This is a genomic window from Shinella sp. 838, assembly GCF_029623935.1.
In the GTDB taxonomy this organism is placed as follows: domain Bacteria; phylum Pseudomonadota; class Alphaproteobacteria; order Rhizobiales; family Rhizobiaceae; genus Shinella.
This window is the reverse complement of sequence record NZ_JARSBQ010000002.1, coordinates 159757-173716: the sequence shown is the minus strand read 5'-3', so window position 1 is coordinate 173716 and position 13960 is coordinate 159757. Positions and strand designations below refer to the sequence as shown.

At 67.7% G+C, this 13960-nt stretch carries 19 protein-coding genes; 16 read left to right on the top strand and 3 right to left on the bottom strand.

Annotation, left to right across the window (positions count from 1 at the left end; genetic code table 11):
• Window positions 1–134 precede the first annotated feature (134 nt).
• From P9A16_RS08425 to P9A16_RS08400, 6 genes are read left to right on the top strand one after another with little or no spacing between them, the layout of a single operon-like run.
• Window positions 135–815 carry an energy-coupling factor ABC transporter ATP-binding protein gene (locus P9A16_RS08425; protein WP_023514773.1) on the top strand — a complete coding sequence of 227 codons (681 nt, stop codon included), beginning with the start codon at window positions 135–137 and terminating at the stop codon, window positions 813–815.
• Window positions 809–1414 (top strand): energy-coupling factor transporter transmembrane component T family protein, encoded by a 606-nt coding sequence (locus P9A16_RS08420; RefSeq protein WP_023514774.1) that lies wholly within the window; start codon window positions 809–811, stop codon window positions 1412–1414. The genes P9A16_RS08425 and P9A16_RS08420 overlap by 7 nt, the downstream gene beginning before the upstream one ends.
• A gap of 36 nt (window positions 1415–1450) precedes the next feature.
• On the top strand, window positions 1451–2014 hold the full coding sequence (locus P9A16_RS08415) for a biotin transporter BioY (RefSeq protein ID WP_023514775.1): 564 nt from the start codon (window positions 1451–1453) through the stop codon (window positions 2012–2014).
• 4 nt (window positions 2015–2018) lie between these two features.
• Complete coding sequence (locus P9A16_RS08410; RefSeq protein WP_023517391.1) at window positions 2019–3506, top strand: class I adenylate-forming enzyme family protein; 1488 nt, start codon at window positions 2019–2021, stop codon at window positions 3504–3506.
• Window positions 3484–4659: a thiolase family protein gene (locus tag P9A16_RS08405; protein WP_278025646.1), complete on the top strand. Its 1176-nt coding sequence runs from the start codon at window positions 3484–3486 to the stop codon at window positions 4657–4659. Before P9A16_RS08410 ends, P9A16_RS08405 begins: the two co-directional genes overlap by 23 nt.
• Before the next feature lie 8 nt (window positions 4660–4667).
• Window positions 4668–5063 carry a GFA family protein gene (locus P9A16_RS08400; RefSeq protein WP_023517340.1) on the top strand — a complete coding sequence of 132 codons (396 nt, stop codon included), beginning with the start codon at window positions 4668–4670 and terminating at the stop codon, window positions 5061–5063.
• Here P9A16_RS08400 and P9A16_RS08395 read toward each other — a convergent pair.
• Entirely contained in the window at window positions 5049–5450 is a 402-nt protein-coding gene (locus tag P9A16_RS08395; protein WP_023517339.1) for an acyl-CoA thioesterase, read from the bottom strand. The two genes, P9A16_RS08400 and P9A16_RS08395, sit on opposite strands and share 15 nt — an antisense overlap.
• A 20-nt stretch (window positions 5451–5470) precedes the next feature.
• Between P9A16_RS08395 and P9A16_RS08390 the strand changes: the two genes are divergently transcribed.
• The 10 genes from P9A16_RS08390 (at window position 5471) to dxs (ending at window position 12903) form a co-directional block, all read left to right on the top strand.
• A complete protein-coding gene (locus P9A16_RS08390; protein WP_023517338.1) occupies window positions 5471–6421 on the top strand; it encodes a zinc-dependent alcohol dehydrogenase family protein in 951 nt (316 codons plus the stop codon).
• A gap of 70 nt (window positions 6422–6491) precedes the next feature.
• Window positions 6492–7418, top strand: a complete 927-nt coding sequence (locus P9A16_RS08385) for a histone deacetylase family protein (protein ID WP_023517337.1) — start codon at window positions 6492–6494, stop codon at window positions 7416–7418.
• A gap of 2 nt (window positions 7419–7420) precedes the next feature.
• Window positions 7421–7672, top strand: a complete 252-nt coding sequence (locus P9A16_RS08380) for an exodeoxyribonuclease VII small subunit (protein ID WP_024271032.1) — start codon at window positions 7421–7423, stop codon at window positions 7670–7672.
• Between the two features lie 202 nt (window positions 7673–7874).
• Window positions 7875–8798 carry a pirin family protein gene (locus P9A16_RS08375; RefSeq protein WP_023514293.1) on the top strand — a complete coding sequence of 308 codons (924 nt, stop codon included), beginning with the start codon at window positions 7875–7877 and terminating at the stop codon, window positions 8796–8798.
• Between the two features lie 126 nt (window positions 8799–8924).
• The gene (locus P9A16_RS08370) at window positions 8925–9248 is read left to right on the top strand and encodes an ArsR/SmtB family transcription factor (protein WP_023514294.1); all 324 of its coding nucleotides are present in this window, start codon (window positions 8925–8927) and stop codon (window positions 9246–9248) included.
• Window positions 9245–9643, top strand: a complete 399-nt coding sequence (locus tag P9A16_RS08365) for an SRPBCC family protein (RefSeq protein WP_023514295.1) — start codon at window positions 9245–9247, stop codon at window positions 9641–9643. The genes P9A16_RS08370 and P9A16_RS08365 overlap by 4 nt, the downstream gene beginning before the upstream one ends.
• Before the next feature lie 38 nt (window positions 9644–9681).
• A complete protein-coding gene (locus P9A16_RS08360; protein ID WP_023514296.1) occupies window positions 9682–9900 on the top strand; it encodes a hypothetical protein in 219 nt (72 codons plus the stop codon).
• A complete protein-coding gene (locus P9A16_RS08355) occupies window positions 9897–10307 on the top strand; it encodes a DUF1801 domain-containing protein (RefSeq protein WP_023514297.1) in 411 nt (136 codons plus the stop codon). The genes P9A16_RS08360 and P9A16_RS08355 overlap by 4 nt, the downstream gene beginning before the upstream one ends.
• A 17-nt stretch (window positions 10308–10324) precedes the next feature.
• Complete coding sequence (locus P9A16_RS08350; protein ID WP_023514298.1) at window positions 10325–10738, top strand: DUF1801 domain-containing protein; 414 nt, start codon at window positions 10325–10327, stop codon at window positions 10736–10738.
• Window positions 10739–10983: 245 nt separating this feature from the next.
• Window positions 10984–12903 carry a 1-deoxy-D-xylulose-5-phosphate synthase gene (gene dxs / locus P9A16_RS08345; protein WP_037408303.1) on the top strand — a complete coding sequence of 640 codons (1920 nt, stop codon included), beginning with the start codon at window positions 10984–10986 and terminating at the stop codon, window positions 12901–12903.
• A gap of 102 nt (window positions 12904–13005) precedes the next feature.
• On the opposite strand, the gene P9A16_RS08340 is transcribed toward dxs, so the two are convergent.
• Window positions 13006–13512, bottom strand: coding sequence for a Clp protease N-terminal domain-containing protein (locus tag P9A16_RS08340; RefSeq protein ID WP_023514300.1), 507 nt, complete (start codon window positions 13510–13512; stop codon window positions 13006–13008).
• 8 nt (window positions 13513–13520) lie between these two features.
• Window positions 13521–13742 (bottom strand): hypothetical protein, encoded by a 222-nt coding sequence (locus tag P9A16_RS08335; RefSeq protein WP_023514301.1) that lies wholly within the window; start codon window positions 13740–13742, stop codon window positions 13521–13523.
• Window positions 13743–13960: the final 218 nt, after the last annotated feature.

The window sequence follows — 13960 nt, the reverse complement described above, 5'->3', positions numbered from 1 at the left end:
GGCCAAGCGGGATCGGACCGCTGTGCCCGTCACACGAGTGTCGCTTTTCGAACAGACCGGCGTGGAAACCCTCTTCGCACATGCGGTGGAATTGCCTATAGCTCCCCCACCATCCACGAAACGGGACCCCGCTTTTGGATATCGTCTTTTCCGCCGCAACGGTGACCTATGCCGGACGCACCGCGCTGCACCCGCTGACGCTTGCGCTGAGCGAGCCGCGCATCGGCGTCGTCGGGCTCAACGGTTCGGGCAAGACCACCATGGCGCGGCTGATCAACGGCCTCGTCAAGCCGACGGGCGGCACGGTGACGGTCGCCGGGCTGGACACGGTGGCCGACGAAGCGGCTGCGCGCGGGAAAACCGGGTTCATCTTCCAGAACCCGCAGCACCAGATGATCCTGCCGATCCTGGCCGAAGACATCGCCTTCGGCCTCAAGAACCGCGGCTTCGACAAGGCGGAGATCGCGGCGCGGACGGAGGCGGTGCTCGCGCGTTTCGGCATATCCCACCTCGCACGGCGGCGCGTGCACGAGCTTTCCGGCGGCGAGACGCAGCTCGGCGCCATCGCCAGCGTGCTCGTCACCGGCCCGGACCTCCTGATCCTCGACGAGCCGACCAACCAGCTCGACCTGAAGAACCGCGCGCTCATCGAGCGCACCGTTGCGGGCCTGCCGGAACAGGTGCTCGTCATCACGCACGATCTCGCCCTGCTGGAGGGGTTCGACCGGGTGCTGGTGTTCCACGAGGGCCGGCTTGCGGCCGACGACCGGCCGGCCGAGGCGATCCGCGCCTATCGGGGGATCGCGGCATGCTGAACGGGCTCGACATCGAGGGCGACTCGCTGCTGCACCGCATGCCGGTGCGCGGCAAGCTGCTCATGCTCTTCGCCGCCGCGATCGGGCTCTTTATCGTTGCCGACCTGCGCATCCTCGTGCCGGCGCTCGGGCTTTCGGCCGTCCTCTACCTTTCGACCGGCATTGGTCTTCGCGAGGCCTTCCGGCGCGTGCGCTTCGTGCTCTTCACGGTGCTCCTCGTCGCAATCGCGAACTATGCCTTCCATTCGCTGCACGAGGCGCTGGTTGTCTTCTCCCGGCTGAGCGCACTGGTTCTGCTGGCTGCCGCCGTCACCGCCACGACCTCGATTTCCGCCTTCATGGACGAGATCACCCGGCTCCTGACACCGCTCGAACGCTTCGGCTTCGTGCGCGCGGCCGATGTGAGCCTCGCGGTCGGCCTCGTCATCCGCTTCGTGCCGGAGATCTTCGCGCGCTACGGCGAGATCACCGACGCCCACCGGGCGCGCGGCCTGCCGGTCCGGCCCTTGACCACTCTCGTGCCGCTCATCATCCTGACGCTGAAGGACGCCGATACGATCGCCATGGCGATTGACGCGCGCGGCTTTCGGCGGCACTAAGCATTCGACCCAATTTTGTCCACCGGGGAACCTGACATGACCACCAGAGACATCGTCCTCGTCGCCCTCTTCGCCGCGATCATCGTGGTGCTGGGCCTGCTGCCGCCGATCACGCTCGGCTTCATTCCGGTGCCGATCACCGCGCAGACGCTCGGCGTCATGCTCGCCGGCTGCATTCTCGGCGCAAAGCGCGGCGCGGCCGCCGTGCTGCTCGTGCTGCTGCTCGTGGCCATCGGCCTGCCGGTCCTGTCGGGCGGGCGCGGCGGCCTAGCCGTCTTTGCCGGCCCGACCGCCGGCTACCTCGTCGGCTGGTTCTTCGGCGCCTATGTCTGCGGCCTCATCGCCGAGCGCTTCGTGAAGGAAGACCAGCCGGAGCTGACGCAGTTCGCCGCCTTCCTCGGCGCCTCGATCGTCGGCGGCATCGCGGTCGTCTACCTCTTCGGCATTCCGTGGCTGGCCTATATGAGCGGCAAGGCCTTCTTCGAGACGGCCCTCGCCTCGATGGTCTTCGTGCCCGGCGACATCATCAAGGCCGGCGTCGCCATGCTGGCCGGCCGCGCGGTGCTTGCCGGCTATCCGCTGCTGCCGCAGCGCGCCTGAGCCGATGCCGCTTTCCGGCGCCCTCGAACGGCACGCCGCCGAAAGCCCCTCGAACCCGGCCTTCCACCTGGAGGACCGGGTTCTTTCCTATGGTGCACTGGCGGCAACGGCCCGGCAGTTCCTTGCAGCCTTCTGCGATCTCGCGCCCGAAGGCCGCAGCACCATCGGGCCGAAAACCCGGCTGGTCGCGATCATGACCGGCAACCACGCGCTCTTTCCCGCCGCCTTTGCGGCTGCAACGGCCGGCATCCATTGCGCCGCCCTGATCGACCCGCACCTGCCGGAAGCCCAGCGTACACGCCTGATCGGCAAGATCGACCCCGACCTCGTCGTCACCGCCCACGGCGCCGATCTTACCGTCGAGAGCCGGCGCGACGGTGCGCGGCGGGTCATCGCCGAAAGTGCCGCGCTGGACACGCCCGTGCTGCCGGAAGGGGCCGACGACGACCCGTTCCTCATCGTCTTCACCTCGGGCACGACGGCCGATCCGAAGCCGATCATCCGCGACCGGCGCTCCTGGCGCGTCAGCCTTGCCACGGGCGCGCCCTTCTTCGGCATCGACCGGGCGCTGGATACCTATGCCCCCGGCCCCCTCGCCCATGGCCTTGCGCTCTATGCGATGACCGAGACGCTGCTTGCCGGCGGCGCCTTTCATTCCGCCGCGCATTTCGATCCGGATGCGGCGCTGGCAACGATCCGGGCCAACGCCATCCGCCGCCTCGTCCTGGTGCCCACCATGCTGCGCCGGCTCGCCGCAGAGCCCCCGGCAACCGGCGTTGCCGCCATCACGATTGCCGGCGCGAAGCTGACGGCGGCGGACCACGCCCTGTGCGCGGCGCACTTTCCCGCCGCGGCGCTGCGCGAATATTACGGCGCCTCCGAACTCGGCTTCGTCACCGTCGCCGCACCGGGCGATGCCGTCTCCTCCACCGCGGTCGGCAAGGCCTTTCCGGGCGTGAACATTGCCGTGCTGGACGATGCCGGTAACCCGCTGCCGGCGGGAGAGACGGGCACGGTCTTCGTCGAAAGCCCGCTGGTCGCCACCGGCTATCTCGGACAGGGCGACGGGGCGGGACTCTCCCGCTTCGGCACATTGGCGACGGTCGGCGACCTCGGCTTCCTGGAGGCGGACGGCACGCTGCACCTCCTCGGCCGCTCCGGCGGCATGGTGCTGTCGGGCGGCAACAACATCTATCCTTCCGAAGTGGAGACGGCGCTGCGCGATACGGCCCTGGTGCGTGCCGCCCATGTCTTCGGCATCGAGCATGCCGATCTCGGCAGCGAGCTCGTTGCCGTGATCGAACCGGAACAGCCGGGCCTGACACCAAAGGCACTGACGGCGGCGCTCTCGGCGCTTCTGCCGCGCTACAAGCAGCCGCGCCGCATCTGGCTGTGCCGTGCCATGCCCATGACGCCCTCCGGCAAGGTCGCCGCGAAGACCGTCCGGCAATGGGTGGCGGAGGAGAGCGATGCACTCGACCGTTTCCTCTGACCGCATTCCCGTCGTCGCCGCGGCCTTCCGCACGCCGATCGGCCGCATCGGCGGGTGGCTTTCGGCCATCGAGCCGGCCAGCCTCGCCGCGCCGCTCATCCGAAAAATCCTCGAGGAGACGGGACTGCCGCCGGATGCCGTTGACGACGTCATCCTCGGCAATGCCGCCAACAGCGCCGGCAATCTCGCGCGCCTTGCCGCGCTGGAGGCGGGCCTTCCGGTTTGCGTGCCCGGCATGACGATCGACCGGCAATGCGGCTCCGGGCTGGAGGCGATTACGCTGGCAGCGCGGCTGGTGCAGGCGGGCGCCGGGCGCATCTATCTTGCCGGCGGCACCGAGAGCACCAGCCGCGCGCATCTGCGCTTCCGTCCACCCTCAACGCCGGGCGGCGCGCCCGAGCCTCTCCGCCGCGCCCGCATGGCGCCGGATACGGTGGGCGATCCGGACATGGGCATCGCCGCCGAAAACGTCGCCGCCCATGCCGGCATCAGCCGGGAGCGGCAGGATCGCTTCGCGCTCGAAAGCCACCGCCGCGCCGTGGCGGCGCGCAAGGCCGGGCGCTTTGCCGGCGAGATCGTGCCGATCGTCACACCCACCGGCCCGGTCCCTGACGATGAATGCCCGCGCAAAAATACCTCGCTGGAAAAACTCGCCGCCCTGAAACCCGTCTTCCGTCCCGACGGAACGGTGACGGCGGGCAATGCGTGCCCGGTCAATGACGGGGCCGCCGTCGTGCTCGTCACGTCACGCGCCGAGGCGCAAAGGCTGGGCCTGACGGTGCTGCTGGAGATCGTCGACAGCGCGGTCGCCGGCGTCGATCCGAACCTGCTCGGCCTTGGCCCCGTGCCGGCGATGCAGAAGCTCGCCGCGCGCCATCCCGGCCTTGACGCAGCGCGGGTCCCCTTCATCGAATTCAACGAGGCCTTCGCCTCCCAGGTACTTGCCAGCCTCGATGCGCTGGGCATCGATCCTACCGCCGTCAACCGCGAGGGCGGGGCGCTGGCGCTCGGCCACCCCTATGGAGCCTCCGGCGCCATCCTCGCCACGCGGCTGTTCGCGCAGATGCGGACGGCGGAAGCGGGCACGGAGGGGCTTGCCATGATGGGCATTGGCGGCGGCATGGGAATCGTGACACTTTTCCGGAAATTGTGAGGGGGATCATGGGTGAGAAGATCTATTCCGGCGGCTGCCTGTGCGGCGCCATCCGTTTCGAGGCGACGGGCGTGGCGGAAAAGCCGCATACCTGCTCCTGCCGCTTCTGCCAGCAGCACACGGGGGCCCCGACCGCCGCCTGGGTGGAGTTTCCCGCCGGGCGCCTCGCCTGGACCGGCAGCGGCGGCAAGCCTGCCACCTGGCGCTCCTCCGACTATTCCAGCCGCGCCTTCTGCCCGGCCTGCGGCAGCTCCATCGGGGCGATCGACGACGAGCCTGTCGTGGCGCTGCTGATCGGCGGCTTCGACGATCCGGCCGATCCCGCGCTCATGCCGCAATACCATTCCTTCGAGGATTGCCGGCCCGGCTGGCTGAAGGTCGAGACCGCGTCAGGCGAGGAATGACTTCAGCCAGTCGCGCACCGGCTGCGGCACGTTGACGGGCTGGCGGCTTGCGGGATCGACGGCGACCCAGACGACCTCCAGGTCGGCGACCGGTGCGCCCTCCGCGGAGATCGCCACGGCAAAGCTCAGCGAGGTCGCGCCGATGCGCGTGACGGACACCTTGAAGCGGGCGCGGTCGTCAAGCCTCAGGCCGCGGTGGAAGGTGCAGCCGGACTTGCGCACGAAATAGACCGGATCACCGGCGCCTTCCGGCCGGTGCCGCCAGAGCCCGGCGACGGCCGCCTCGGCATGGGCATAGTATGCGGCATTGTGCATGTGGCCGTGCATGTCTATATCGCGGAAGGGTATCCGGACTTCGCTGACCGTGATGTCTGCCGCCTGTTCCACGTCTTGTCCCGGGGTAAACCATGCTTCGTGCCGTTGTTAGAGCGTTCGGCGATCCCCGGCAAGTGATCCGCCTCGAGGAGGCCGAGCGCACGTCACCCGGTCCCGGCGACGTGGAGATCCGCATCCGCCGCGCGGCGATCAACCCGTCCGACCTCATTCCCGTCACCGGCGCCTATCGCAGCCGCACGACGCTGCCCTTCGTGCCCGGCTTCGAGGGCGTCGGGGAAGTCGCCGCCCTCGGCGCGGGCGTCACCGGGTTTTCCATCGGCCAGCGCGTGCTGCCGATCGGCGCGAGCGGGTTGTGGCAACCCTTCCTGCTGCGCCCGGCCGACTGGTGTTTTGCCGTGCCGGACGACCTTTCCGACGAGGCCGCCGCGATGGCCTATGTGAACCCGCTCACCGCCTTCCAGCTGGTCGAGGCCGCCAGGACGCATTTCGGCGCGGTGGAGGGCCAGCGCGTCGGCGTGACGGCCGCCGCCTCCGCCATCGGGCGCATGCTGCTGGTGCTGCTGGCCGAGGCCGGCTTCCGGCCTGTCGCCCTCGTGCGCAGCCCGGCGAGCGCGACGCGGCTGGCGGAGACGTTTGCCGGCGAGATCGTTCCCCATGCCGCCCCGCCGCTCGATGCGGTGCTCGACGCAGTCGGCGGAGAGCCCGGCAATGCGCTGTTCCGGCAGATCCGCGACGGCGGCGCCTTCATCCAGTATGGCGCGCTGAGCGGCGCACAGCTCGACCCGGCGCTGGTGGCGAACCGGCGCGAGGCGGTGGCCTTCTCCTTCCTCTGGCTGCGCGGCTGGGTGCATTCGGCGCCGCGCGCGGCGATCGAAGCAGCCTTCGAACGCAGCTTTGCGGGTATCCGCGCCGGCTTTCTCGGCTCGGCCGTCGACCGCGTCTTCGCGCTTTCCGACCTTTCCGCCGCACTCGCCCGGCAGGACGATCCCGCGCGCGCCGGAAAACTGCTTCTTGCGCCCTGACGGTTGAAAAGCCGTGGACACCGGCCCATTTCCCGTGGACCTCGCGAACCGCAATGGGTAGCTTCCGGCCATGACGACGTGTCTCTTCGAGAACCCGATCTTCCTCGAGCACCATACGCCGGAGGGCCACCCGGAGCGGTCGGACCGCATCCGGGCGATCAATCTTGCGCTGGAGCACGAGCGCTTTTCGCCGCTCCTGCGCGAGAAGGCGCCGCAGGCGAACGAGGATTTCGTCCTGCTCGCCCATCCCGAGCGGCACCTCACCGCCGTCATGTCCGCCATGCCCGAGGAGGACATCGCCCAGGTCGAGGCCGATACCTATGCGAGCCCCGCGACGCTGCAGGCGGCACTGACCGGCATCGGCGGCGCCATCGCGGCGGTCGACGCCGTCTTCACCGGCAAGGCCGACAACGCCTTCGTCGCCGCCCGCCCGCCCGGCCACCACGCCGAACGCGACAAGGCGATGGGCTTCTGTTTCTTCAACAACGCCGCCATCGCCGCCCGCCATGCCCAGAAGGCGCACGGCGCCGAGCGCGTCGCCATCGTCGACTGGGACGTGCATCACGGCAACGGCACGCAGGACATCTTCTTCGACGATCCGTCCGTGCTGTTCTGCTCGACGCACCAGATGCCGCTCTATCCCGGCAGCGGCGCGAAGGACGAGACGGGCGCCGGCAACATCGTCAACGCGCCCCTTTCGATGAACGATGGCAGCGACCATTTCCGCGATGCCTTCAGGTCGCGCGTCCTGCCGCGCGTCGCCGATTTCCGGCCGGATGTCATCATCATCTCCGCCGGCTTCGACGCCCACCACCGTGACCCCCTGGCCCAGATCAACCTCGTTGCCGACGATTTCGACTGGGCGACCGCCAAGCTGATGGAACTTTCCGAAAAATCGGCGAACAACCGGGTGGTCAGCCTGCTGGAAGGCGGCTACGACCTCACGGGCCTCGCCGAGTCCGCCGCCACCCATATCTACCGCCTGATGAGAGGCTGACCATGACCAACGCCACCACCCCCGATGTTTCCGCCCTCTCCTTCGAACAGGCCGTGGAGGAGCTGGAAAAGATCGTCGCCGCCCTCGAGCGCGGCGACGTGCCGCTCGACCGCTCCATCGAGATTTACGAGCGCGGCGAGGCGCTGAAGAAGCATTGCGAGACGCTCCTCTCGGCCGCCGAGAACCGCATCGAAAAGATCCGCCTCGACCGCGCCGGCAAACCGCAGGGCACCGAGCCGCTCGACGGGGCATGAGCCTCTAGTCCGGCGCCGTCCCTGCCTCTGGAAAAATCCCCGTGAGCAAGGAGGCGCATTGCGCCGCTCGCGAGGCGGGGCGGTGCTCCCCGACATCGGCAAGCAGCCGAACCCGGCGACACACCGTCAACGCCCGCCGCCCTATCCACGCCCCTCCCCGCCCGCTAGCATGCGGGTCACACGGCAACGACAGGAGGGCGCCATGAGTTTCTTTCCCGGAAAGGACCCGGAGGCCGGCGATGCGGCGGCGTGCGATGCGCTGGAGCATCTGATCATTCCGCGTACGAGCGATATCGGCGGGCTGGAAGTGCGGCGGGCGTTGCCGACGGCCAAGCGCCGGCTCGTCGGGCCGTTCATTTTCTTCGACCGCATGGGCCCGGCGCTGCTGCGCGCGGGTGAGGCCATCGACGTCAAGCCGCATCCGCATATCGGGCTGTCCACCGTCACCTATCTCTTCGACGGCGAGATCAAGCACCGCGACAGCCTCGGCACCGAAATGGTCATCGCGCCCGGCGACGTGAACCTGATGACGGCAGGGCGCGGCATCGTGCATTCGGAGCGCTCGCCGGAGAACCTGCGCGGCAAGCCGCAGTCGATCTCCGGCCTGCAGACCTGGCTTGCGCTGCCGGACAGCCACGAGGAGATCGCCCCCGTCTTCGCCCACACGACCAAGGCGGAGCTTCCGGCCTTTTCGGCGGACGGCATCACCGGACGCACCATCATCGGCTCCTACGAGGGCTATGCATCGCCGGTCGCCGTGCCGACGCAGACGCTCTACACCGACCTGACGCTGGCGCGCGGCGCCGCCGCACCGCTTGCGGCAGACTGGGAGGAGCGGGCGGTCTACGTACTGTCCGGCACGCTGGATGTCGCCGGCGACGTCTTTGCACCCGACCAACTGCTCGTCTTCCGTCCCGGCGATGCGATCACGCTGAAGGCCGGCCCGCAGGGCTGTCACATCATGCTCTTCGGCGGCGCGGCGCTCGGCTCGAAACGCTTTATCTGGTGGAACTTCGTCTCTTCCTCCAAGGAGCGAATCGAGCAGGCCAAGGAGGAATGGCGCACCGGCCGCTTCGACATAGTACCCGGTGACGAGGAGGAGTTCACACCGCTGCCGGCCGGCTGACCCATAGATGAGCGGGCATATGTTCGAGTGAGCCGAGCCGATGGTTTTCGGCTCCTCCTGCCCATCTTGACTTATTCATAGCCATATGGCTATAGAAAATCCATAGCTATCGAGGTATGGATCAACGTGGCCGAAGTACACGACGCGCTCTTCCGCACGCTTGCGGATCCCACCCGCCGGGCGCTGTTCGAGCGGCTGTGCCGCGAGGGGGAGAAGACGGTGGGGGCGCTGACGGCGCAGGCCGGCGTTTCCCAGCCGGTCGTTTCCAAACATCTCGCTTTGCTCAAGCAGGCGGGCCTGGTGCGCGACCGGCACGAGGGCCGGCAGACGCATTACAGCGCACAGCTCGATGCGCTCGCCCCGCTCGTCGACTGGACGAGCCAGATGGCCGGCTTCTGGCAGAGCCGGTTCGATCGCCTGGAAGACCTCCTGAAGAGAATGGATCAATGACAGAAACGCTTTCCGTCGTCCTGGAACGGCAAATTCCCCATCCGCCGGAAAAGATCTGGCGCGCGCTGACCCAGCCCCATCTCATCGCCGAATGGCTGATGGAGACCGATTTTGCGGCCAGTGTCGGTCACCGCTTCGATTTCCGGGCGGAATGGGGCTCGGTGAACTGCGAGGTGCTGGAGGTCGAGCCGCACCGCAGCCTTTCCTACACCTGGGGCGATTCGCGCCTGAAGAGCGTCGTCACCTGGACGCTGACGCCGGTCGGCGCAGGCACGACCCTGCGCATGGAACAGACCGGCTTCAAGCCGGACCAGCCACGTTACTTCCAGGGCGCGCAGGCCGGCTGGCCGCGGTTCCTCGACAATCTCGACCGCGTCCTGAGCGATCTGGACTGATCGGCGGGCACCCCCTTCACCGTTGCGAGGAGGCAACCATGAACTGGAACATACGGATCCGGCAGATACACCGCTGGCTCTCGATCGTCTTCACCGTCGCCGTGCTGATCAACATCGCGGCCATGACGCAGGAGAACCCGGCCCTCTGGATCGGCCTTCTCGCGCTCTTTCCGCTCATCCTGCTGCTCGCAAGCGGGCTCTATCTCTTCGCCCTGCCCTATCTGGCGCGGCGACGCAGCCCGGAGGGCCTGCGATGACCGGGGACCCCAAACTCCTTTCCGGTGGCAATCCGCAGATCGCCAAAGGTTATGGCGACGGCCCGATCCAGGCCTATATCGCGGCGATGCCGGGCTGGAAGAGCGATGTCGGCCGCAAGCTCGACGCGCTGATCGCGAAGGCAGTGCCCGACGTCCACAAGGCCGTGAAATGGAACTCGCCGTTCTATGGCATCGAGGGAGACGGCTGGTTTCTCAGCTACCATTGCTTTGCGAAATACATCAAGCTGACCTTCTTTCGCGGCACGTCACTCGATCCGGTGCCGCCGGTCGCCTCGAAAACCCCTGAAACGCGCTATTTCCATATCCAGGAGGGCGACGATCTCGACAAGACGCCGCTTGCCGACTGGATCGCGCAGGCGAGCCGGCTGCCGGGCGAGCGCCTGTGACGAAGGAGACGACGACCATGGACGAGACGAAAAGCGAGACGGCCACCCCTTCCGCGCTGATCGACGCGCGCATTGCCGAACTTGCCGACTGGCGGGGCGAAACGCTCGCCCGGCTGCGCGCGCTGGTCAAGGCGGCCGACCCCGATATCGTCGAGGAATGGAAATGGCGCGGCGTGCCGGTCTGGGAGCATGACGGCATCGTCTGCACCGGGGAGACCTACAAGGCCGTCGTGAAGATGACCTTTGCCAAGGGCGCCGCACTGGAGGACCCGGCAGGCCTCTTCAATTCCAGCCTGGAGGGCAATACCCGTCGCGCCATCGACTTCCGCGAAGGCGAGGCCATCCGCGAGGACGCCCTGAAGGCGCTCATCCGCGCCGCGGTGGCGCTGAACCAGGCTTCCCGCGCCAAGCCGCGGGCGAAAAGGGCCTAGGGGAATCACGACAGCGTGACTGCGGGCACCTCGTGTCCGCAAAATGCCCCAATTGCCCGGGAGAACGCGGGAATGCGTCGGTTTGCGCGGTATCAATCCGGCGAAATACGCTCTAGACTTGCTGAAACGGTTGAAATCGCGCGCCGCATTCTGCATGTGACAGGTGAGCGCGGCATGAGACCGCATGTCCGGGCCGGGTTCCGCAACGGAGCCAGGGCACACGGGCGAGAACACGAGGCATGAGAGTGACCCAAGCACCCGCCACCCCCCTGCTCGACAAGGTTCGCATTCCCGCGGACCTGAAGGCCGTGGACGACCGTGACCTGCCGCAGCTTGCCAGCGAACTGCGCGCCGAAATGGTCGATGCCGTCTCGCGCACCGGTGGACATCTGGGTGCTGGCCTTGGCGTGGTGGAGCTGACCATCGCCATCCACAAGGTCTTCGACACGCCGAAGGACCGGCTGATCTTCGACGTCGGCCACCAGTGCTATCCGCACAAGATCCTTACCGGCCGGCGCGAGCGCATCCGCACGCTGCGCCAGGAGGACGGCCTGTCCGGCTTCACCCGACGCGCAGAGAGCGAATACGACCCCTTCGGCGCGGCGCATTCCTCGACGTCGATTTCCGCCGGCCTCGGCATGGCCGTCGCGGCCGACCTTTCCGGCGAGCACCGCAACGTCATCGCCGTCATCGGCGACGGCGCGATGTCCGCCGGCATGGCCTATGAAGCGCTGAACAATGCCGGTGCGCTCGATGCCCGCCTCATCGTCATCCTCAACGACAACGACATGTCGATCGCCCCGCCCACCGGCGCGATGAGCGCCTATCTCGCGCGCCTCGCCTCCGGGCGCACCTATATGGGCTTCCGCGATCTCGGCAAGAAACTGACGGCCTATCTCGGCAAGAAGGTCGACCGGGCGATCACCCGCGCCGTGGAGCACGCGCGCGGTTATGTCACCGGCGGCACGCTGTTCGAGGAGATGGGTTTCTACCATATCGGCCCGATCGACGGCCATTCCTTCGAGCATCTCCTGCCCGTGCTGCGCAATGTGCGCGACAATTCCAAGGGCCCGGTGCTGATCCACGTCGTTACCCAGAAGGGCAAGGGCTATCCGCCGGCGGAAGCTGCCGCCGACAAGTATCACGGCGTCAACACCTTCGACGTCATCACCGGCACGCAGGCGAAGGCAAAGCCGAACGCCCCCGCCTATACCTCCGTCTTCGCCGAGGCGCTGGTGCAGGAGGCGGGCTTCGACGAGAAGATCCTCGCCATCACCGCCGCCATGCCGTCCGGCACCGGGCTCGACAAGTTCGCCAAGGCCTATCCGGCCCGCATCTTCGATGTCGGCATTGCCGAGCAGCATGCCGTGACCTTTGCGGCCGGCCTTGCCTCCGAAGGCTACAAGCCGTTCTGCGCGCTCTATTCCACCTTCCTGCAGCGCGGCTACGACCAGGTGGTGCATGACGTCGCCATCCAGGGCCTGCCCGTGCGCTTCCCGATCGACCGCGCCGGTTTCGTCGGCGCCGACGGGCCGACCCATGCCGGCTCGTTCGACACGACCTATCTCGCCACCCTGCCCGGCTTCGTGGTGATGGCAGCCGCCGACGAGGCGGAACTGAAGCATATGGTGCGCACCGCCGCCGCCTATGACGAGGGCCCGCTCTCCTTCCGCTATCCGCGCGGCGAGGGCGTCGGCGTCGACATGCCTGTTCGCGGCGAGATTCTTCAGATCGGCAAGGGCCGCGTCGTCAAGCAGGGCTCCAAGGTGGCTCTCCTCTCCTTCGGCACGCGACTGGCCGACTGTTTGCTCGCCGCCGAGGACCTCGATGCGGCCGGCCTGTCCACGACGGTCGCCGATGCGCGCTTCGCCAAGCCGCTCGACCACGACCTGATCCGCCAGCTTGCCCGCCACCACGAGGTGCTGATCACCATCGAGGAAGGCGCCATCGGCGGTTTCGGCAGCCATGTGTTGCAGTTCCTGGCGCTCGAAGGCCTGCTCGACCATGGCCTGAAGGTGCGCCCGATGGTGCTGCCGGATATCTGGATGGAACAGGCCAAGCCCGAGGCGATGTATGCCAAGGCGGGCCTCGACCGTGCCGGCATCGTCTCCACGGTCTTCCAGGCCCTCGGCCAGAAGGCTGTCGGCGTGGGCGTCGCCGGCTGATCTCCGCGGCTTTTCCGCTGTTTCCGGCAGCGCAAAACGCTCTCCCTCACTGTTTTAAAGACAGTGCGGCGCAATCTGCGCCGCGCGTTTGCGGGGATTGCCCTATTGGCTGCCCAGGATGCGGTCCGCCGCAGCCTGAAGGGCCTTGGCGTCGATGTCCATCGCCCGCAAGGCACGGGCCGCAACGCCATGCGGCATGGCGGCAACGATCGCAACGACATGGGCGCCAAGCAGCGGGTTGTGGCTGCCCCGCCCTTCCGCCAGCGTCTGCATGACCGCCTTGCCGGAGGGCGCGGCGTCGAAGACGGCATGCTGCGCGGGTGCCGGCTCGGGTTCCGTCAGGCCCGCGGCAAGCCCGGCGGGAAGCCCCAGCATTTTCAGCGCATCCGCATATTGGCGCGCGATGGCGGGACGAAACGCATCGGGATCGGCGCCGATCGCCTCGAAGGCGCGGCGGGCGGAGCCATCCGGCAGATCGAGCGCCGCGAGCAGGAAATGCTCCGCGCCGGGCTCCTTCTGCTGGTCCTGCCTTGCATGCTGTTCCGCCTGTTCACAAAGGGCCTTGATCGTGCCCATGCTTTGAAAGCGTTCCTTGATCCGGTCGAACACAAAACCTCCTATGCGGGATCGTCGCCCGCGGCGATATCCGAAAGCCGCTTGTGGGCGGCCTGTTTGGTGACGCCGAGCGCCTGCGCGATCCGCGCCCACGACCAGCCCTGCTTCAAGGCCGATCGCACCGTCCGCCGCTCCAGCCCGTCCGCGAGGCGACGAAGCGCAATCACCGCCGCAAAGGCGTTTTCCGGATCTTCGGGATCGGGCAGCTTTTTGAGATCGACCATGCGTCAACATTAGTTGACGATTCGATTTCCGTCAACCAAGGTTGACGCAGAGGATGCCGACTATGTGCGGCTTGGCTTCAGGAGCAGGATACCGGCCCCCGCTTCCGGCATTGCCTCCACCATCTTTCAGACCCTCCGCCGGACGGCTGTCAGGGTGGGCGCCGCGAATAGTCGCATCTCCGCCCTCAGTCTCCCGCTGAAAACAAAACGCCCCGGCG